The sequence below is a fragment of the Dryocola sharpae genome (assembly GCF_051307055.1).
Taxonomy (GTDB): Bacteria; Pseudomonadota; Gammaproteobacteria; order Enterobacterales; family Enterobacteriaceae; genus Dryocola.
In genome coordinates this window covers 4,313,148-4,332,209 of record NZ_CP149994.1, presented here as the reverse complement: position 1 = coordinate 4,332,209, position 19,062 = coordinate 4,313,148, and the positions used below count along the sequence as shown (strand labels likewise).

The 19,062-nt window shown below is 51.0% G+C and carries 18 protein-coding genes; 5 read left to right on the top strand and 13 right to left on the bottom strand.

The features are described 5' to 3' along the window. A complete protein-coding gene (locus tag WLO31_RS20645) occupies positions 1-1,128 on the bottom strand; it encodes a glycosyltransferase family 4 protein (protein WP_435928374.1) in 1,128 nt (375 codons plus the stop codon). Then, positions 1,125-2,207, bottom strand: a complete 1,083-nt coding sequence (gene rfaQ, locus WLO31_RS20640) for a putative lipopolysaccharide heptosyltransferase III (protein WP_435928373.1) — start codon at positions 2,205-2,207, stop codon at positions 1,125-1,127. The genes WLO31_RS20645 and rfaQ overlap by 4 nt, the downstream gene beginning before the upstream one ends. 151 nt (positions 2,208-2,358) lie before the next feature. Here rfaQ and WLO31_RS20635 point away from each other — a divergent pair, with 151 nt between their 5' ends. After that, entirely contained in the window at positions 2,359-3,327 is a 969-nt protein-coding gene (locus WLO31_RS20635) for a polysaccharide deacetylase family protein (protein ID WP_435928371.1), read from the top strand. A gap of 12 nt (positions 3,328-3,339) precedes the next feature. Here the strand turns inward: WLO31_RS20635 and WLO31_RS20630 are convergent, their stop codons facing one another. Genes WLO31_RS20630 through rfaD form a run of 6 tightly spaced genes read right to left on the bottom strand, consistent with a single transcriptional unit; the run spans position 3,340 to position 9,569 of the window. Further along, a complete protein-coding gene (locus WLO31_RS20630; RefSeq protein WP_435928370.1) occupies positions 3,340-4,554 on the bottom strand; it encodes an O-antigen ligase family protein in 1,215 nt (404 codons plus the stop codon). Continuing rightward, positions 4,542-5,462 (bottom strand): glycosyltransferase family 2 protein, encoded by a 921-nt coding sequence (locus WLO31_RS20625; RefSeq protein WP_435928369.1) that lies wholly within the window; start codon positions 5,460-5,462, stop codon positions 4,542-4,544. Before WLO31_RS20625 ends, WLO31_RS20630 begins: the two co-directional genes overlap by 13 nt. Positions 5,463-5,486: 24 nt before the next feature. Then, positions 5,487-6,587, bottom strand: a complete 1,101-nt coding sequence (locus WLO31_RS20620) for a glycosyltransferase family 9 protein (RefSeq protein ID WP_435928368.1) — start codon at positions 6,585-6,587, stop codon at positions 5,487-5,489. 6 nt (positions 6,588-6,593) lie between these two features. After that, positions 6,594-7,571 carry a lipopolysaccharide heptosyltransferase RfaC gene (gene rfaC / locus WLO31_RS20615; RefSeq protein ID WP_435928367.1) on the bottom strand — a complete coding sequence of 326 codons (978 nt, stop codon included), beginning with the start codon at positions 7,569-7,571 and terminating at the stop codon, positions 6,594-6,596. After that, a complete protein-coding gene (gene rfaF, locus WLO31_RS20610; RefSeq protein WP_435928366.1) occupies positions 7,571-8,620 on the bottom strand; it encodes an ADP-heptose--LPS heptosyltransferase RfaF in 1,050 nt (349 codons plus the stop codon). Before rfaF ends, rfaC begins: the two co-directional genes overlap by 1 nt. Before the next feature lie 16 nt (positions 8,621-8,636). Further along, complete coding sequence (rfaD, locus tag WLO31_RS20605) at positions 8,637-9,569, bottom strand: ADP-glyceromanno-heptose 6-epimerase (RefSeq protein WP_435928365.1); 933 nt, start codon at positions 9,567-9,569, stop codon at positions 8,637-8,639. 218 nt (positions 9,570-9,787) lie between these two features. On the opposite strand from rfaD, the gene kbl reads away from it, so the two are divergent. Both kbl and tdh read left to right on the top strand, forming a co-directional pair. Beyond that, the gene (kbl, locus tag WLO31_RS20600) at positions 9,788-10,984 is read left to right on the top strand and encodes a glycine C-acetyltransferase (protein WP_435928364.1); all 1,197 of its coding nucleotides are present in this window, start codon (positions 9,788-9,790) and stop codon (positions 10,982-10,984) included. Between the two features lie 10 nt (positions 10,985-10,994). After that, positions 10,995-12,020 (top strand): L-threonine 3-dehydrogenase, encoded by a 1,026-nt coding sequence (gene tdh, locus WLO31_RS20595; protein ID WP_435928363.1) that lies wholly within the window; start codon positions 10,995-10,997, stop codon positions 12,018-12,020. Between the two features lie 51 nt (positions 12,021-12,071). On the opposite strand, the gene WLO31_RS20590 is transcribed toward tdh, so the two are convergent. The 5 genes from WLO31_RS20590 to gpmM all read right to left on the bottom strand — a co-directional run bounded on the left by WLO31_RS20590 (position 12,072) and on the right by gpmM (position 18,101). Beyond that, the gene (locus WLO31_RS20590; protein ID WP_435928362.1) at positions 12,072-12,992 is read right to left on the bottom strand and encodes a hypothetical protein; all 921 of its coding nucleotides are present in this window, start codon (positions 12,990-12,992) and stop codon (positions 12,072-12,074) included. Next, positions 12,985-14,217, bottom strand: coding sequence for a glycosyltransferase (locus WLO31_RS20585; protein WP_435928361.1), 1,233 nt, complete (start codon positions 14,215-14,217; stop codon positions 12,985-12,987). The genes WLO31_RS20590 and WLO31_RS20585 overlap by 8 nt, the downstream gene beginning before the upstream one ends. 92 nt (positions 14,218-14,309) lie before the next feature. Beyond that, positions 14,310-15,257, bottom strand: coding sequence for a divergent polysaccharide deacetylase family protein (locus WLO31_RS20580; RefSeq protein ID WP_435928360.1), 948 nt, complete (start codon positions 15,255-15,257; stop codon positions 14,310-14,312). A gap of 3 nt (positions 15,258-15,260) precedes the next feature. Beyond that, a complete protein-coding gene (gene envC / locus WLO31_RS20575) occupies positions 15,261-16,520 on the bottom strand; it encodes a murein hydrolase activator EnvC (RefSeq protein ID WP_435930682.1) in 1,260 nt (419 codons plus the stop codon). Positions 16,521-16,553: 33 nt separating this feature from the next. Further along, on the bottom strand, positions 16,554-18,101 hold the full coding sequence (gene gpmM / locus WLO31_RS20570; RefSeq protein ID WP_435928359.1) for a 2,3-bisphosphoglycerate-independent phosphoglycerate mutase: 1,548 nt from the start codon (positions 18,099-18,101) through the stop codon (positions 16,554-16,556). Between the two features lie 249 nt (positions 18,102-18,350). On the opposite strand from gpmM, the gene WLO31_RS20565 reads away from it, so the two are divergent. Together WLO31_RS20565 and grxC are read left to right on the top strand one after the other, a co-directional pair. Beyond that, positions 18,351-18,782, top strand: a complete 432-nt coding sequence (locus tag WLO31_RS20565) for a rhodanese-like domain-containing protein (RefSeq protein WP_435928357.1) — start codon at positions 18,351-18,353, stop codon at positions 18,780-18,782. Between the two features lie 24 nt (positions 18,783-18,806). After that, a complete protein-coding gene (gene grxC, locus WLO31_RS20560) occupies positions 18,807-19,058 on the top strand; it encodes a glutaredoxin 3 (RefSeq protein ID WP_435928355.1) in 252 nt (83 codons plus the stop codon). The last annotated feature ends 4 nt before the right edge of the window (positions 19,059-19,062 follow it).

Here is a 19,062-nt window from a genome sequence, read left to right as displayed (position 1 = left end):
CTAATCCAGTATGTTTTGATACAGCGAAATAAGTTGCTGTGAAAGTTTTTCCGGCGTCGCTTCCCTGACCCGCTCACGCGCATGAATTCCCATGACTTCATTCAGCTGACGGGCGGGGATAGCCATCACCGCATCCGACAATTCCTGAATATTCAGGGCATCGCAAACATATCCATTTTGTCCGGTCGTTATAAACTCGGCCCCGCCGCAGGTGGGCGTGGTGATAACCGGTAAACCGCATGCCATCGCTTCCAGGATCACGTTGGGGAAGGGATCGTAGAGCGTTGGCAGTAATAATCCGTCAGCGGCCTGATAAAACGGCAGCGTATTTTTCTGCATTCCCATGAACATTATCCGATCCTGACACCCCAGAGTTTGTGCCAGCGCCCGATAATTTTTTTCCGCTTTGTCCTGCCCCACCACAATCAGGTAGCGATCGCTGTTAGCGACGGCCCGGATAGCGCTGGCAAGCCCCTTGCGTTCAAATCCTGAACCCACAAACACCAGCGCGACAGCCTGCTGCGGCAGATTGATTTCTTCTCGCCATGCTGTCCGTTGTTCGGGCGTAGCCGGAACGAAGCGGGAGGAGTCAATAGCATTATAGATGACATGTATCTTATTAGCAGGTATAGCAAAATCTTCGATAATTTCGCGTTTCACCATTTCGGCGTTACAGATGACCGCTTTCAGCTCCGGTGCCTGGTACATGGCCCGTTCGGCCTGCATCACATAGCGATGATAACGATCGCGCAGCAGCAGTTGCTGACGCCACGCCGGCAATATCCGGGCGCGCTGCAGTAACCAGCGGCGATGCACGCCATCGCCGGCGCGATAGATATCGCAGCCAGCTATACGCTCATGGCTCTGCACCAGGTCAAAATCTTCACGTTGCCATAAGGCGCGCGCGGCATCCGCAAAGCCTTTCTCACGGCTGATACGGCCCCACTTTATGGGATCGCAAATATGGAGATGCCAGTTCTCCTGGCGCTCGCCCTGCCACTGACGAGTAATCACGTTCAGTTCCAGGTCATGCGCGCTCAGCGCTTCCAGGGCGCGTGAGACAAAGCGTTCGGCACCGCCGTCCGGACGGTACTTTTGGCGGACGATGGCCAGGCGGCAGCGCTTCATGACAGCTGTTTCCTTGCGGCAGTAACCACGGCTTCCACTGGAATCGCATCCAGATAGCGCTCGCTGGTTTTCGTATCAATTTTATCGGGGTCCGGAAGCGGGCCGTAATCGCCGGCCCAGATAACCTCACCTTTGACCTGCCAGGGACGCCAGAAAGTAAGTTTTGACGGGCCAAACAGGGCGACGCAGGGAGTTTGTAGCGCAGCAGCCATATGCATAGGAACGGAGTCGACGCCGATAAAAAGGCTGGCACGATCGATAAGCGCGGCCAGCTGACGCAGGCTTAAGTCGCCTGCCAGCGAAAAAATACGTTCTGTCGGGCATAAAGCGAGGATGGTTTCGATCATCGCTTTTTCGTTTTTATCCGGCCCGGACGTAAGCACAATCGTGTGGCCATCTTTTTGTAGCGCGGAAATCGTCTCCGCCATTTTCCCTTCATCCCAGCATTTAAAGAACCAGCGGGAGGTGGGCTGCACCACAATAAATGCACCCTTAACGCCTTTGGTATTGAGCTTCGCCTGAACCGCCAGCCAGTCATCCGGCTGGTAACTCATGGTGACATCATTAACGGCAGGGATATGCAGCGGGGCCAGAATGGAAAGATTCTGCTCGACGGTATGCATGGCTTGATGGCCACTGACGGGTGCGAGCTGAGTATGACACTGGCGCCAGAACCAGCCACGGCGTTTATTGAAATCAAACCCGATGCGGACGGGCGCGCCCGTAAAGCGGGTGACAATGGCGCTACGCCACTGATCGGCAAGGTTCACCACCAAGCTATATCGCTGCTGACGCAGCGTTTTCAGGAGCAGCCACTCTTTGCATAAATGCTGACGGGTGCCAAGTTTGCGCCATTTACGATCGATGCCGTAAATATGATGAATAAAGGGATGAGCCGCCAGCATATCGCGCGTTTCTTCATAAAGCAGAACATCAATCCGGGCCTGTGGCCAGGCCTGATGCAGCGCGTTGATCGCCGGCGTTGTCAGCAACATATCGCCGTGATGGCGTAGTTTTATGAGTAATATACGAGTTTGCGGCCCGTCAGCGAGTCTATGCAAAGCGTTATTCATTATCATCTTTAGGTGATTAACCAAAGCGTGATTCTAATAGACCTTGCGTATGGTTGCTACAATTCTACTCAGGAGTCGGTGCATTCCTGGAAAGCGGTTTGCCCTTATCTGACAGGCTGCGTAACATGGCGTAAACATCGTTAGCTCAGAGACGGTCATGACTACCCCTGCATTTATCATCACTATCGATACCGAAGGCGATAATCTGTGGCAAAACCACCGGCAGATCGCAACTGAGAATGCGCGTTTCCTGCCGCGTTTTCAGTCGCTTTGTGAAAAACATGCTTTCAAACCCGTCTGGTTAACTAATTATGAGATGGCAATTGACCCGGTCTTTATCGCCTTTGCCAAAGACGTGATTGCGCGCGGACAAGGCGAGGTCGGAATGCATTTGCATGCCTGGAATAGCCCGCCCGAGTTCGATCTGACCGGCGACGACTGGCGCTGGCAGCCTTATCTTATTGAGTATCCGGATGAGATTCTGCGTGAGAAAGTCGTCTATATGACAGCGCTGCTCGAAGAGACTTTCGGCACTAAAATGGTCAGTCATCGGGCCGGGCGCTGGGCTTTTGATAGCCGTTACGCACGCCAGCTGGTGGAGTTGGGCTATAAAGTGGACTGTTCAGTGACGCCGCGCGTGAACTGGAGAAACGCCAAAGGCGCGCCAATGGGCAGTGGTGGAACAGACTATCAAGGTTTCCCGACAGGCTCCTATTTTATGGATCTTGATACCATCCACCGGCCGGGCAATTCGCCATTGTTGGAAGTGCCGATGAGCATCCAGTATAAGCACAGCGCGCTGATGAACGGCTTTAAGCAAGGATACGATCGCCTGCGAGGTAAGTATCGCAGCCCATCGGTGAACTGGCTTCGTCCGTCAGGCGGAAACGCTGCGCAAATGATCGCCGTGGCGGAAAAAACGCTGGCGGAAGGGAATGATTATGTGGAATTTATGCTTCACTCCTCTGAGTTTATGCCCGGCGGCAGCCCGACATTCAAAGATGAGGCGGATATCGAGCGGCTTTATCAGGATTTAGAGACGTTATTTGCATGGCTTGTTGAGCGGACTAAAGGGATGACTTTGGCTGAGTATTATGAAAAGAAATTAAAAAAACCGGGCATGTAGCCCGGTTTGTATTCAGATTTTTTCTTTTTGTTGTGTAAACATAATTCCGCAGATTCCTGTTAAGGATACGTAAAATAGAATAGCTTCAGAACTTAATAGTAATACGTCACTAAGGCCATAAACGAACATACAATTGAGAGTAAATAATAAAGGGGTATTACGTTTCTTTAGCGAGACCCATGCAATACTAATATAGAACCAAAGCAAAGTCAGGCCACCAAAGATGCCCTGCAATGATAAAGTTTCAATTAATTCATCATGTAAATGAATAGTAATAAATCTCATGGTAGCCCGGTACTGTGGTTTTTCTTGTACATACTGTGTGCTGTAATCAAATCTGGATTTAAATGATTGCCCAAATGGAGCGTGAGAGAAGTTAATTAGCCCAACATTCCACATTGAAAAACGTGCACCTAAAGATGTATTATCTTGCCCCTCCTGGTAAAGAGCTACTTCATTATAAGTCTGCATGATTCTTGGATATATATAGTGGTTATATAAAGCGGCAATAGCAATTGCCGAAATTATTAAAATTATAATAACGGATTTAAAATGTATTTTTTTGAAATGATAAAAGGTCATGCATGCAATAATTATTAGATGGAAAATTATTGCGGCTCTTGTCCCGGTAAGAATTATAATGATAAAGGATGTAACTATTACCAATGCAGCAAGTAAGTAATATAGGATCCTTTTTTTCTCGTATAAGAAATAAATAAAAACAATACTCAAAGTAGAGTAAATATATGCGGATATAGTAGCCCGATTAATAGCCATTTCTGCACGGCCTGCTCCCTGTGATGATTGCCAAATTGCATAACAGGATGCACATATAAACCCGGACCCCAGAATTAAAAGAATTATTTTTTTAAAATTAATTTTTTCTAAATAGAAGGTGAACCGTGAAAGGTAGAAAATAAGTATGCTGCCTAAAATTAATTTCTTTCCTCCATTAAATTGATCGCTATAAAAATTATAGCCTTGTGGTTCATGCTGAAATGAAAAAAACCAGATTATTTTTACTAGCCCAAGAAGTAGTATAGGATAGGCGATATTAAATTCCCTAAAAAATATTCGCTTACGTTCTAATATCATTCCTAAAATAGCAAGATAGACAGCTATATAGTAAAAATCCTTTTGTCTTCCATTGCTTAATAATGCAAAAGAAATAGATAGAAGAGCAAACAAGAAAACAGTTATGTAAAGACGCGATCTCAATTTTTCCATAATGTACTCAATGCCTTTTTCTTATAGCTAAATCGCACAGCTGTATTTAAAAAAAAAGCTGGCGAATATGTCATCAGGATATGTTTTTTTACGCTATCTCTCTGGGATGTATCTTTCAATAATGCTCTGTGCTTTATAAAAATATCCAACCAGTGACATAATATTAAATGGTGAAAAGCCTTCGGGAAAACCTCTTCCATTTTCTGCGTGCATTCTATTAAATTAGCTATTTTCTCATGATCGGGCGTTGAAGATAAGCTTCCTTGATGTTTGATATAATAATAATGGCTGTCGTATTGAAAATAAATACTTTTAGCAGCCATAAGCATCTGCGGGAATACATAAAAATCCTCATAACAGCTCATCGCAGGAATCTTATACGCGAGATAAATTTCTCTCTTAATAAACTGGCCAATTAAATGGGCCTGAAGGTCTTTATGTATTAAAAAACGAGTAATAGTATCGCGTTGGGATATTTTTTCAGGATGAAATCCTGACCATTTATGATCGATTTTACTCAGGTCACGAACCTCATGCAGACGGGTAAGTAACATATCTGGCTGGCTATTATGCAGAAATTGCATAACAGAAGAGAGAGTGCCTTCTTTCATTAAGTCGTCACTATCAAGCATAGTAATATACTTGCCATGCGATAATGAAATGCCATGCTGGCGCACTAGCCCTATATTTTTAAAACTTACCGAAGATAGCCTTACCTGCGGAAATGTCATGGCAAAGTGGGATATTTTCTTACTAGTCGAGTCCTCAGAAGCATCATTAATAATGATAATCTCAGACTGAGTAATAGCCGGGCCTAGTGCATTTATCAGGCTCTGAAACGTAGCATCGATAGTTTGCTCACAATTATGTGCTGCAATTATTACGCTTAAAAGCGGGTTAGTCGTCATATACCTACTCATTAACATCGAAAACTAATCGGAACTATGTTTTTTAACAGTAAATTCAGGTGAATGCTTAGTAATAAAAGTATAGATGGCGCTCAGATCCGCATCACTCAAACCAAAAAGTTCATCTTTAGGTTTATCAAAATAGTATCTGGTCTCGAAAACAAAAGAATTAGTGTTAGTATCATCACCGATAAGTAAAACATCCCCTAAAGGGCGCTGTTCTTTTACGCAACACGGGCCATAAATAAGGATGATTGGTACGCCTACTGCATCAGCAATGTAAATATTCCCCGAATCGGAGGCAATATAGAAGTCCATTTTGCTTATCGCATGGGGAAGATCTGCTAGCTGGATCTCGCCGATCAAATTGACGAAATCGTCACGCTTACCCGTCAATTTGATGAGATCATCCAGCCACACCTGCTCATTTTTAGATCCAAAAATATAGTATAAACATGGCAGATCTTTTAATGAGGTAAAAAGGCGTTCCCAGACGGCTGGTGGGATTGTCTTTGCCTTGTTGCCCGCAGAGATACTTAATCCAATTTTAATCTTGCCTGTCTGGTCTAAAATCTGCGGATACGAGGCAGGAATTTTTAATGGCCGCGTGGCGTGCTTAGGGTAATCGCGCCAGGTGAAATTACGGTCTGCAAGCTTGAGGTAGTTGTCCACGCTTAACGTGTATTTACCATGCTCTACGGTCCCGTCGGCAGTCCAGTAAAACAATTCATGGTACCAGCGTCGGGTGTAGGTGCTTAAAAACTGCTTATTTGCGGCATTACAGGCAGCCGCGAAAAAGAGATTAGTGCTGTTGGGTTGCAGCAGATAGACATTTTCATAGCGGTTCATCAGCCTGAAGGCCAGACGGAATTTACGCCACAGGCTCTTTTTGTGTTCTTCTATCAGAAAAATAGCGTCGATGGTTTCGTCGTTTTTAGCCAGAGGCAGCGTGGCTTTACCAATCAGCACGTCGCTGTGTTTAAGATGCGCGAGCAGGGGCGTAACGTTTACAAAATCGCCGATTTTGGCTGTCTGAATCACCAGATTCCGGCCGGTCTTTCTGTAAAACAGCTTGCCGATCAGCTTGAACGGCAGCAGAAGGATGAAAAGGAATAGATAGCTCATTAATCGTTATTCTGTGGCTAATGAAGTAATGGTCTGGAGTGCATTAAACGCTGTTGCTGCAGTGATGTTAGCCATGCTTTTACCCGCGCCGATAATATCATGTTGATTCTGCCCGTAGCCGCCAATAAGGCCCGGATCGGTTGGTCCGTACAGCGTAAGGTTTGGCCGGTCCAGGGCAGCAGTGAGATGGCTCAAACCGGTATCTACCGAGACAACTGCTCGCGCTCCCGCAATCTGTTTCGCCACCTGTTCAAGACTCAGACGAGGTAAAACCTCGACGTGGTCGAATCCTTTGGCCAGGCGGACAGCCCGTTCACGCTCATGCTCTGCACCCCACGGGAGTTTAATACGTAAGCCCGTTTTATGCATTAATTGAATAAGATCTCGCCAGTTTGATTCTGGCCAGTGCTTTTCGTCACGCGTGGTGGCATGCAGAAAAATAACATAACCTTTTGTATCCGCAGGCGCAGCGGTAAGAAAATGACTGGCGATAGCATAGTCGCCCTTCCGCGTTGGCGCTTCGTATTGAATGCTTTTTGCGAATAATTCACGCGTTCTTTCAACGGCATGCCGCTGTTTCGCAATGGCATGCCGTTTGTCGTAAAAAAAGCTAGCCAGAGGTTCACGGGCGCTGTTCCAGTCCATACCGTGCTTAACACCGCGGGCTTTACGTGTAACCAGTACGGCGCTTTTAAGTAGCCCCTGAGCATCGATAATGACATCGTACTTTTCTGCGCGGAGTGCCTGATAAAAAGCCTTGCGTTCTGCTACGATCGGCGCTGAGAACCAGCTTTTCCGCCAGCGGCGAATGGCCACGGGAAGGACTTTATCGACCGCAGGATGCCATGAAGGGATCTGCGCGAAGCCTTCTTCCACCACCCAATCAAATCTTATTCCCGGCACGGCGTTAGCGGCATCAGTGAGGGCTGGTAAGGTATGCAGGACATCCCCCATCGAAGATGTTTTGACGATCAGCACTCGCATTAAACTTCCTTCCCGGCTGACAGCAGAGCAGTTAACTCATCCATTACGCGCTCGGGTGTAATATCAATCAGGCTCTGGTGATAGCCTTCGGCGGCATCGCCTTTACGCACTTTGTGATAGCCGCTGATAAGGCGAATCACGCGCGCCTGATGGGACAGCGGCGGAGTAAAGTCCGGGCTGCTTGGTCCATACAGGGCAATCAAAGGGCGATTAAGCGCAGCGGCCACATGCATCAGGCCAGAGTCGTTCGTTACCACGGCTTTGCAGGCGGCCAGTAAAATCACGGCCTGCTCCAGAGCGGTATCTCCGGCCAGGTTACGGCAATGCGCCTGCTGCGCGGTTGTCAAAGCGGCGAGGATATCGTTCCCGGCCTCTTTGTCTTTTGCGGAGCCGAAAAGCACCACCTGATAGCCTGCATCGATAAGCCTGCCGGCAAGCGTTGCGTAGTGATAGTGCGGCCAGCGCTTGGCCGGGCCAAACTCAGCACCAGGGCAAAAACCGATGATTGAGCGTGAGGCGTCAAGGTTAAAAGCCGCACAGGTCTGGACCTTTTCACCTTCGTTGACCTGTAGCTCGGGCCACAGCAGCGGCTGGGGAAGATCCTTTGCCGACTGCATCACGCTTTTGTCATAAGCCAGCGCGATATAGCGCTCAACCATCAATGGCCAGGCTTGTTTATCCAGCACGCGCGCGTCGTTGAGCAAGCCGTATCGCATCTCGCCACGCCAGCCCGTGCGCTGCGGCACGTTGGCAAAGAAGGGGACCAGCGCTGATTTGAAGGAGTTTGGCAGCACATAGGCCCGATCGTAGCGCTTTTCCCGCAGGCTGTGCCCCAGCCGGCGGCGCTCGCCGATTTCCAGCGCGCCGTGGCCAAACGGCATCGCCAGCGCTTCATTGACTTCAGGCATGCGCGAAAGCAAGGGACGGCACCATGCCGGTGCCATCACGTCGATTATCGCCTGGGGATAGCGCGCCTTGAGCGTGCGATAGAGACTTTGCGACATCATCATGTCGCCCACCCATGACGGGCCAATCACCAGAATTTTCATGCGTCAGGCTACCTGCTTATGCGTCACGGTTCAGCCAGGCCATATATTCTGTTACGCCTTCGGCAACAGTTTTAAATGGCTTGTCGTAACCTGCGGCGCGCAGATTAGTCAGATCGGCCTGGGTAAAGGCCTGATAGCGCCCTTTGAGTTTTTCCGGGAACGGAATGTACTCAATGCTGCCTTTTTTGTGGAATGCTAAAGCCGCATCGGCAACGGCCTGGAAAGATTCAGGGCGGCCGGTACCGCAGTTATAGATGCCGGATACGCCGTTCTGCCAGAACCACAGGTTAACCGCAGCAACGTCGCCGACGTAGATGAAGTCGCGTTTGAAGCCGTCGCTGCCTTCAAACAGCTTTGGACTTTCACCGTTGTTTAACTGAGTGTTCAGGTGAAACGCAACGCTTGCCATGCTGCCCTTGTGGCCTTCCCGTGGTCCATAAACGTTAAAGTAACGGAAGCCGGTAATCTGAGAGCTAGCTTCAGGCAGGATCTGGCGGACATATTCGTCGAACAGGAATTTAGAATAGCCGTAAACGTTCAGCGGCTGCTCATATTCACGGGACTCGATAAAATCGCTGTTGCGGCCGCCGTAGGTTGCCGCGGAAGAGGCGTACAGGAACGGAATTTCACGCTCCAGGCAGTAGTGCAGCACCTCTTTGGAGTACTGATAGTTATTATCCATCATATACTTGCCATCCCACTCGGTGGTGGAGGAGCAGGCGCCTTCATGGAAAATCGCGTCGATTTCACCGAATTCCTCACCCGCCATCAGCTGGATTAAGAAATCTTCTTTATCCATATAATCAGCGATATTGAGATCGACAAGGTTTACAAACTTGGTGCCGTCTTTCAGGTTGTCTACCACCAGGATATCGGTATAACCAATATCATTCAGTGATTTAACGATGTTGCTGCCGATAAATCCGGCGCCGCCGGTGACAATAATCATAAGCGTGACCTTAACAATATAGAGGGGCTGCAAGGCACAATACCTCACGCGCTAATGGCTCTTATCATATCATTACAATCAAAGTCTCGCCTAATCAGACGAAGCTTCTGCTCCTCGTGATTTATCCTGCAAAAATCACTTTCTCTGAAGCGTAATCTCGTCTCCTGGTATAGGTTTGGGTAATATGTGCCGAAATTTGCCCTGCCTGGAGAATCGCGATGCGCGAAGATTTTTACCAACAGTTAACGTCCCAGCTCGATACCGCACGTGCGGAAGGCCTCTTTAAAGAAGAACGTATCATCACTTCGGCGCAACAGGCGGATATCACCGTCGCTGACGGCAGCCACGTTATTAACTTCTGCGCCAATAACTATCTGGGGCTTGCGAACCACCCGCAGCTTATCGAAGCGGCAAAGCAGGGGATGGATAAACACGGTTTCGGCATGGCTTCTGTACGCTTTATTTGTGGCACGCAGGACAGCCACAAAGCGCTGGAGGGCAAACTGGCAGAATTCCTGGGGATGGATGACGCTATTCTTTATTCTTCCTGTTTTGATGCCAACGGCGGGCTCTTCGAAACGTTGCTTGGGCCGGAAGACGCCATCATTTCCGATGCCTTAAACCATGCCTCTATTATCGACGGTGTGCGCCTGTGTAAAGCGCAGCGTTACCGCTACGCTAACAACGATATGCAGGAGCTGGAAGCTCGCCTGAAAGAGGCGCGCGCGGCAGGTGCTCGCCACGTCATGATTGCCACCGATGGCGTTTTCTCTATGGACGGCGTGATTGCCAACCTGAAAGGCGTATGCGATCTGGCAGACAAGTACGATGCGCTGGTGATGGTGGATGATTCGCACGCGGTAGGTTTTGTTGGCGAAAATGGCCGTGGAACCCATGAATACTGCGACGTGATGGATCGCGTGGACATCATCACCGGTACTTTGGGTAAAGCGCTCGGCGGCGCTTCCGGCGGCTATACCGCGGGCCGTAAAGAAGTCGTCGAATGGCTGCGTCAGCGCTCTCGTCCTTACCTTTTCTCCAACTCTTTGGCTCCGGCAATTGTTTCAGCATCCATCAAGGTTCTGGAAATGCTGGAAACCGGCGCTGAGCTGCGCGAGCGCCTGTGGGCCAACGCAAGCCTGTTCCGTGAAAAAATGTCGGCGGCCGGATTCACTCTGGCAGGGGCCGATCACGCCATCATCCCGGTAATGCTTGGCGAAGCGGCCGTGGCGCAAAACTTTGCCCGCGAGCTGCAAAAAGAAGGTATTTACGTCACCGGTTTCTTCTATCCGGTAGTACCAAAAGGTCAGGCGCGCATCCGCACTCAGATGTCTGCGGCCCATACCACAGAACAGATTGAACGCGCGGTTGAGGCGTTTACGCGTATCGGTAAACAGTTGGGCGTTATCGCCTGAGGGAACGGTCATGAAAGCATTAGCGAAATTGAAAGCAGAAGAGGGCATCTGGATGACGGATGCGCCCAAACCTGAAATAGGTCATAACGATCTGCTGATCAAAATCCGTAAGACCGCGATTTGCGGCACCGATGTGCATATTTATAACTGGGATGAATGGTCACAGAAGACTATCCCGGTGCCGATGGTTGTCGGCCATGAATATGTGGGGGAAGTGGTCGGTATCGGCCAGGAAGTAAAAGGTTTTAACATTGGCGATCGCGTTTCCGGCGAAGGGCATATTACCTGCGGCCATTGCCGTAACTGTCGCGCGGGCCGTACTCACCTTTGCCGCAATACTACCGGCGTGGGCGTTAACCGCCCCGGCTGTTTTGCTGAATATCTGGTGCTGCCGGCGTTCAACGCCTTCAGGATCCCGGACAACATTTCCGACGATCTGGCTTCCATCTTTGACCCGTTTGGTAACGCCGTCCATACAGCGCTTTCGTTTGACCTGGTCGGCGAGGACGTGCTGGTTTCAGGCGCCGGTCCGATCGGCATCATGGCCGCGGCTGTCGCTAAACACGTGGGCGCGCGTAATGTCGTCATCACGGATGTGAACGAGTACCGCCTTGAGCTGGCGCGTGAAATGGGCGTGACCCGCGCGGTAAACGTCAGTAAAGAAAATCTGAATGACGTAATGGCAGAACTAGGCATGACCGAAGGGTTTGACGTAGGCCTGGAGATGTCCGGCGCGCCGCCGGCGTTTCGCACCATGCTCGATACCATGAACCACGGCGGCCGTATCGCGATGTTGGGGATCCCTCCGTCAGATATGTCCATCGACTGGACAAAAGTCATCTTCAAGGGGCTTTTCATCAAGGGTATTTACGGCCGCGAAATGTTTGAAACCTGGTACAAAATGGCCGCGCTGATTCAGTCCGGTCTGGACCTGTCGCCAATCATCACGCACCGCTTCGGCATTGATGATTTCCAGAAAGGCTTCGATGCAATGCGCTCCGGTCAGTCCGGGAAGGTCATTCTTAGCTGGGATTAAGCATGCTGAGAGAGTAAAAAAGGCCGGGAAACCGGCCTTTTTTATGGTCCGTTACTCGCCGGCGGTTTGCTTTTCCACATCCGTCAGATAGCGGATTTTACGCGTATAATCCTGGCCTTTAAACAACAGTTCGCTCTCTGGCGAGACGAGATATTTCTGCCATTCGGACAGCGGGAAGCCGCCGTGCGCGCCAACTACCGGTTTAGGGATAACGGATGGCGTGCCTCCGATTTTCTTCGACACCGGCCAGTTCATCCAGTCGCCCAGATTCACCGTTCGTATATCCAGCATATCCAGCAGCGCGGCCAGCGGCAGCTGATCCGTAGGCGGCTGGCTGTCGTCCATTAGTTCCCAGGTATCCTGGAATAACGTCAGCCATAAAGGGCAAATACGGCGCCAGGTTTTGCGTGTCGCAGCCAAAAATGCGCCGTTTACATGATCGACAATATAAGGACGTACCGTATCTTTATAATAGGCCGGAACTTTTTCGGCAGGCGCGCCGTCCAGCTTGGCGATCATTTTGCCCTGGCGGAAACTGGAATAGATATGCCGCTCTTCTATTTTAAACTTCGGCATCTGCAGCAGATTAAGGTCGGAATCGATCATCAAAATGCCGTCCGTACGCGCCTGTAAAGGAGCGTTCAGCTTAATCAACCGGCTTAGATAGATTTGTTTGTAGCGATAGCCTTCTTCGCGCTGCGGTAACTTAAGAGTGGCTACGCGAGTTTTAGGCGGCAGCTCACCAAATTCCTCTGCCGGACGGTCGGAGACAATAACTATCTCTTCAACGTCCGGAGCGAAACGTGCAGCGAATTTCGCCGAAAGTAAGCCTTCTTCTATGTAATCCGCACCGGCACAAGGAATAACAACAGATGTCACTGGCACAGCGTTTGAACCTGAAGCTGGCTCCTGATAAGGGATATTATGTCGCGCCGTAATATGGCGATATTTCGCATTCAGAAATTTAAACATGATTATTCCGGGTTGGTTTTACGGCGCTAAGAACGGATTCGACGCCGGCAACGTAATGTTCTATCGCATAATTATCAATTACGCACTGGTGGGCCTGCTGAGTGAGGGCATCACGTAATGCGCTATCCTGCCATACGGTCTGCAAATGTGATGCCAGCGTTATGACCTCGCCGTAAGGGTAAAGCAGACCTGTACGGCCAGACTCGATCAATTCCCCCGTTCCGGTAACGTTCGAGCCGATAACAACGGTCCTGAGCAACATAGATTCAAGCACGACCCGGGGCAAACCTTCGCTTTTTGAAGCCAGAATAAAGGCGTCAAAAGCGGCGAGATAATCGAGCGGATTATTGCGAAAGCCGGTGAAAATGACGCGATCGGCAAAGCCATAATCGCTTGCCTGCCGTTGTAACTTGTCTCTGTCCGGGCCTTCGCCGACCAGCAAAAATTTCCATTTAGCTTCAGGATGCTGCTGCGTAAAGCGGTGCAAAGCCTCAAGCGTATGCTGGCAGGATTTGCGTGGGATAAGCGATCCAATGCTGCCGAATACAAAGGTGTCATCGTCCAGGCCTGACGCAGCACGTATTGCTTTTCTGTCCGGCAAAGGCTGGTGGATATCAATCGCGTTGGAAACGGTAGTACAGAGTGATTTATTTACGCCATGCTGAACCAGAACGCGCTCAACGCCATGGGAAACGGCAATCACTGCCTGCGCCAGCCGGTTGACCGTTTGCGTAATTTGCCCGGTCATGACGGGTTCAATACGGCAGTGCTGCACGACGGCAACGTCCAGATCGGCTGCCGCAAGATAGCCTTCCATGTTGGAGCCAGGCTGGTTGTTCATATACAGAATTTCGTAGCCGTCGCGCTGCAACAGGTCGCGTATGCGCTTCGCGTTGGGATTGATGCGCCACTGTTTATCAACGATCTCTGCGGCTTTTTTACGCCCTGAACGGCTAAAGAAGACCAATGCGCGAGCCGTTTCTTTGCTGATTTTTGCCCACAGCGGTTGTCCGGCCTGCGGCAGAAAAATTACCGGGATCCCGATGCCGTTAAGCACCTGCTCAATGGTTTCACCTTCTCCACGCGCGTAGTTATAGTAAAAACAGCAGGTGATATCAAACCGTTGGCGATCGATACGCTTGAGGAGCTCCAGCATGCTGTTGGTGCCGCCCCCCCACTCTTTACCGTTATCCAGCAGGAGAATTTTACGCCGTTGTTGCGTCATTGAAGCCCGGGTCCCCGTTGTGTTAATCAGCCGGCATTATAAGTGTTCGCAACGCAGGTTTATACGCCGTGTTTTAGTGACGCTACGAAATTTCAGGCCTGAGGCTTGTTTGTGCCCCAGCCCTGCCACTGGTGCTGCATATATTTCACCAGCGTACTCTGGCTGATGCTGTCGCTGAGCACTGCGAAATAGGTCGTCGCGTAGACAGGATCCAGCGGTTTTTGCGGTTTGCAAAGCTTCACGCCGCTGAAGGGGTTGCGCGGTTGTTCTGCTGGCTTGCCCGGAACCGCATTTTTCGGCGTAGAGGTGTCCACCTGCGGTTCATTTAGCAGACTGCTCGGGCGTACCAGAGTGATATCCGGCGGCAGGTTATATATTACCTGCTGTAACACGCGCACCGTTGTTGGGTGCGGATGGCCGATGGCGATAGCCGAGCCGCTACGGCGTGCGAGCGCAACGGCCCGATTAAACTGGAAGCGGATATCGGCTTCGTTCTGCGTATCGTCGAGGAAAACTTTCCGCTTGATGACTTTGACTTTCGTTCCCTCTGCGGCGCGCATCGACTGGCTGTTGCCGATGGTCATGCTATCGAGAAAATAGAGATTGTATTGCTCCAGCGCCTGCATCACCTTTTGCATACCGAACAGGCTGGAGGTCATGGCGCTGCCCATATGGTTATTCAAACCCACGGCGTAGGGCACTTTGTTGACGGCCTCGCGGATAATGCGCTCGATCTCACTGCTGCTCATTTCCGGACGCAGGGTATCTTTTTCTAACGGCTGCTTGCTGAGCGGCGCCATCGGCAGGTGAATCAGAACTTCATGCCCGGCATTGTGCGCTTTAGTTGCCATTTCACGGGCATGAGGAGCATTAGGCAAAACGGCGACGGATATATCAGAAGGCAGCGCGAGCACCTGATTTTCCTGATGAGGACGATAACCAAAGTCATCGATCACAATCGCCAGCTTGCCAGCGTAGACGGAAGGTGCCAGCGCCAGCGCGCAGGCGAGAGAGAAAACAACGTGACGAAACTGAAGCAAAACTTATCTTCCCAACCACGGCTGTGGATTGACTGCCTGGCCCTGGCGACGAATTTCGAAATAGAGTGACGGGCGGCCCTGACCACCACTGTTACCCACCAGCGCGATAGGCTGGCCGGCTCGCACCTGAGTGCCAACGCTGACCAGCGCGCTCTGGTTATAGCCATACAGACTCATATCGCCTTTACCATGTTCGACCACCACCACCAGCCCATAACCCTGGAGCCAGTCGGCAAGAATCACACGTCCGTCTGCAATGGCTTTGACTTCTGTCCCTTCGCCCGCTGCGATAACGATACCTTTCCAACGTAGTTCACCCTGCAGCTGTTCGCCATAACGGTGCAGCAGAGAACCGCGCACCGGCCAGAACGCCTGGCCGCGCGGAGACCCAAGGCCGCCGGTGCGTGACATAAGCGAGCGTTCATCCTGCGTCGGCTTGTAGGTGCTGCCTTTGCTTGCGGCTTCTTTTTGACGATTGCGGACCTGTTCTGCTTCCCGCGCTTCTTTCTCGGCACGAGCTTTGGCTGCCGCAGCGGCACGGGCAATTTGATTCTGCAGGCGGGATTCGTTCTGACGCATCTCGCCCAGCTTTTGCTGATCCTGCTGAATTGAGGACTCCAGGCTGGCGAGCGTTTTCTTACGTTCGTTACGGGCCTCTTCAAGCTTTGCCTGCTGGGCTTGCTGGTCGTAAAGCAGCGTTTGCTGTTCCGTTTGCTTAGCCTCAAGGGTCGCTTTTTGCTCGTCGACTTCCGCTTTGGTTTGCTTCAGCGCTTCTATCGTCTGCTGGCGGGCCGCGTTCAGGTAACCGAAATAGGCCTGCAGGCGCTGCCCGCGCTGGCTCTCTTCACCGCTCAGAATTAACTGAATCCCCGTGTGCTGACCCTGACGGAATGCCGCATCAAGCTGCGCTGCCAGATTGCGCTCCTGGGTAGCCTGCTGTTTCTGCAGCTTCACGAGGGAAGCATTCATCGTTTCAATCTGGCCGTTAAGCGTGGCGAGGGTGTTTTGGGTATCGCGTAATTTACGGCTTGCCGCAGCGATTGCCTGTTCCTGCTCTTTTAACTGCGCAAGAAGCGTCGAACGCTGCTGCTGCTGCTGGCGTACCGCACGCTCTTTCGCGGCGATATCCTGCTGAATGGATTTCAGGCGGGCGCTGTCGTCCGCATGGCTTGAAAAAGGACATAGCAATACGCCAGCGCTAAGTACGCTGGCGTAGACCAGGGGCCTGACAGAAAACCGTTTCGGCTTCACGACCCATGTTATTGAAAAAATCGCCTTTCCCCTCATGGGGAGGGATTATTCCACGATGAACAGCGGCTTGCCAGTCATCTCTTGCGGGATTTCCATGCCCATCAGGCTCAGCATGGTTGGGGCGATATCAGAAAGCTTGCCGCCTTCCACCGCTTTTACGTGGCGATCGCCGATGTAAATCAGCGGTACCGGCAGGCTGGTGTGCGCGGTGTGCGCCTGGCCTGTCGCCGGGTCGCGCATCTGCTCTGCGTTGCCGTGGTCAGCGGTGATCAGCAGCTGGCCGCCTGCCTTTTCTACAGCGGAAACTACTTGCGCAACGCAGTTATCCAGCGCTTCAACAGCAGAAATCGCTGCTTCATAAACGCCGGTATGGCCGACCATATCGCCGTTAGGATAGTTACAGATAATGGCGTCGTACTTATCGCTGTTGATGGCGGCCAGTAATTTTTCAGTTAATTCTGCAGAGCTCATTTCCGGCTGCAGGTCATAAGTTGCCACTTTTGGCGAATTAATCAGCACGCGATCTTCGCCGGCAAACGGCTCTTCAACGCCGCCGTTATAAAAGAAGGTGACGTGCGCGTATTTTTCAGTTTCAGAAATGCGCAGCTGGGTTTTGTCATGCTTCGCCATCCATTCACCAAAAGTATTGGTCAGCGATGCTGGTGGGTAAGCACAGGCGGTTTTAATGTCTGCCGCGTATTCGGTCAGCATAACGAAATCGCCGAAGTTAACTACTTTTTTACGTGCGAAGCCGTCAAAGACGGCGTTAACAAAGGCGCGAGTGATTTGGCGCGCGCGGTCAGCGCGGAAGTTCATGAAGATCAGCGCGTCGCCGTCTTGCATTACCGCATCAGCTTCGCCTTCTGCGCGAATCACGGTTGGTTTAACGAATTCGTCGTTTTCATCGCGAGCGTAAGCGGCTTCAAGGCCAGCCACTGCGGTAGCAGCCTGATATTCGCCTTTGGCCTGGGTCAGCAGGTCATAAGCCAGCTCTACGCGGTCCCAGCGGTTATCGCGATCCATAGCAAAGTAGCGGCCGATGATTGAAGCCACGCGGCCTTTGCCCAGAGCAGCAAATTTGTCAGCAAACTTCTTCAAAGAGGATTCAGCGCTACGCGGCGGAGTATCGCGCCCGTCCAGGAAAGCGTGCAGATAGATGGCCTTAGCGCCTCGTTCTGCGGCCAGCTCGATCATCGCCAGGATATGTTCTTCATGGCTGTGAACGCCGCCTGCGGAAGCGAGGCCCATAATATGGACCGCTTTATCAGCCGCGACGGCTTTATCGACGGCCGCGCAAAGCGCTGGGTTTGCAAAGAAAGTACGTTCTTTAATTTCAACGTCCAGACGGGTCAGATCCTGGTAAACGATTCGGCCGGCGCCGAGATTGACGTGACCCACTTCGGAGTTGCCCATCTGCCCGTCGGGCAGGCCCACTTCCAGGCCTGACGCGTCGATCAGCGTATGCGGGCGTTGAGCCCACAACTTATCCATAACCGGCGTTTTAGCGTTCAGAATAGCGTTGTCCTGCTGCTCTTCACGGTGGCCGTAACCATCCAGAATCACCAGAACCATAGGTTTTTTAGTAGCCGACATTGCAACAACCTCTAAGTCAAAGACAAAAAATTTGCGTAATTTTACTACAGGCGTCGCGGGGAAATAGCCGCAGAAGATCAAAGAAAGAGGCTGGACCGGTAATGGTTTATCCCGCACAGAGTCGTTTTTTTCGTAACAGCACGCAGAATCCACAATACATCATGCTGACTGGCTGTAATTGCCACAATGCGAAGGTATACTCCTTGCCTGGTTTTTTTCACATTACTTAGTCGGGAGTTATCACCCCCCATGCAAGAAATTATGCAATTCGTTGGTCGTCATCCCATACTTAGTCTGGCGTGGGTTGGTTTACTGGCCGCCGTGCTTTTCATGACCTTTAAAGGATTAACTTCAAAGGTGAAAGTGATTACCCGTGGTGAAGCCACGCGTTTAATCAACAAAGAAGATGCTGTTGTAGTTGATGTGCGCCAGCGTGATGACTACCGCAAAGGCCATATCGCGAACTCGCTCAACGTGCTGGCGAATGAAATCAAAAGCGGCAACTTTGGTGAGTTGGAAAAACACAAAGCTAAACCGGTTATCGTGGTTTGTGGCAACGGTATATCCTCCCAGGAGTCAGCAGCGCTGCTGACGAAAGCCGGCTTCGAGCACGTAACCTTGCTTAAAGAAGGTATTGCTGGCTGGAGCGGGGACAACCTGCCGCTGGTCCGCGGTAAATAATCTGAACGTATTCTGAGGTAAGCCATGGCGAACATTGAAATCTACACCAAAGCGACCTGTCCTTTTTGCCATCGGGCAAAAGATTTACTCAACAGCAAAGGGGTAACTTTCCAGGAATTGCCTGTTGATGGCGATGCCGTGAAACGGGAAGAGATGATCAAACGCAGTGGTCGTACAACGGTGCCGCAGATTTTTATTGATGCACAGCACATTGGCGGCTGTGATGACTTGTATGCGCTTGACGCACGTGGTGGACTCGATCCCCTGCTGCGATAGCGCG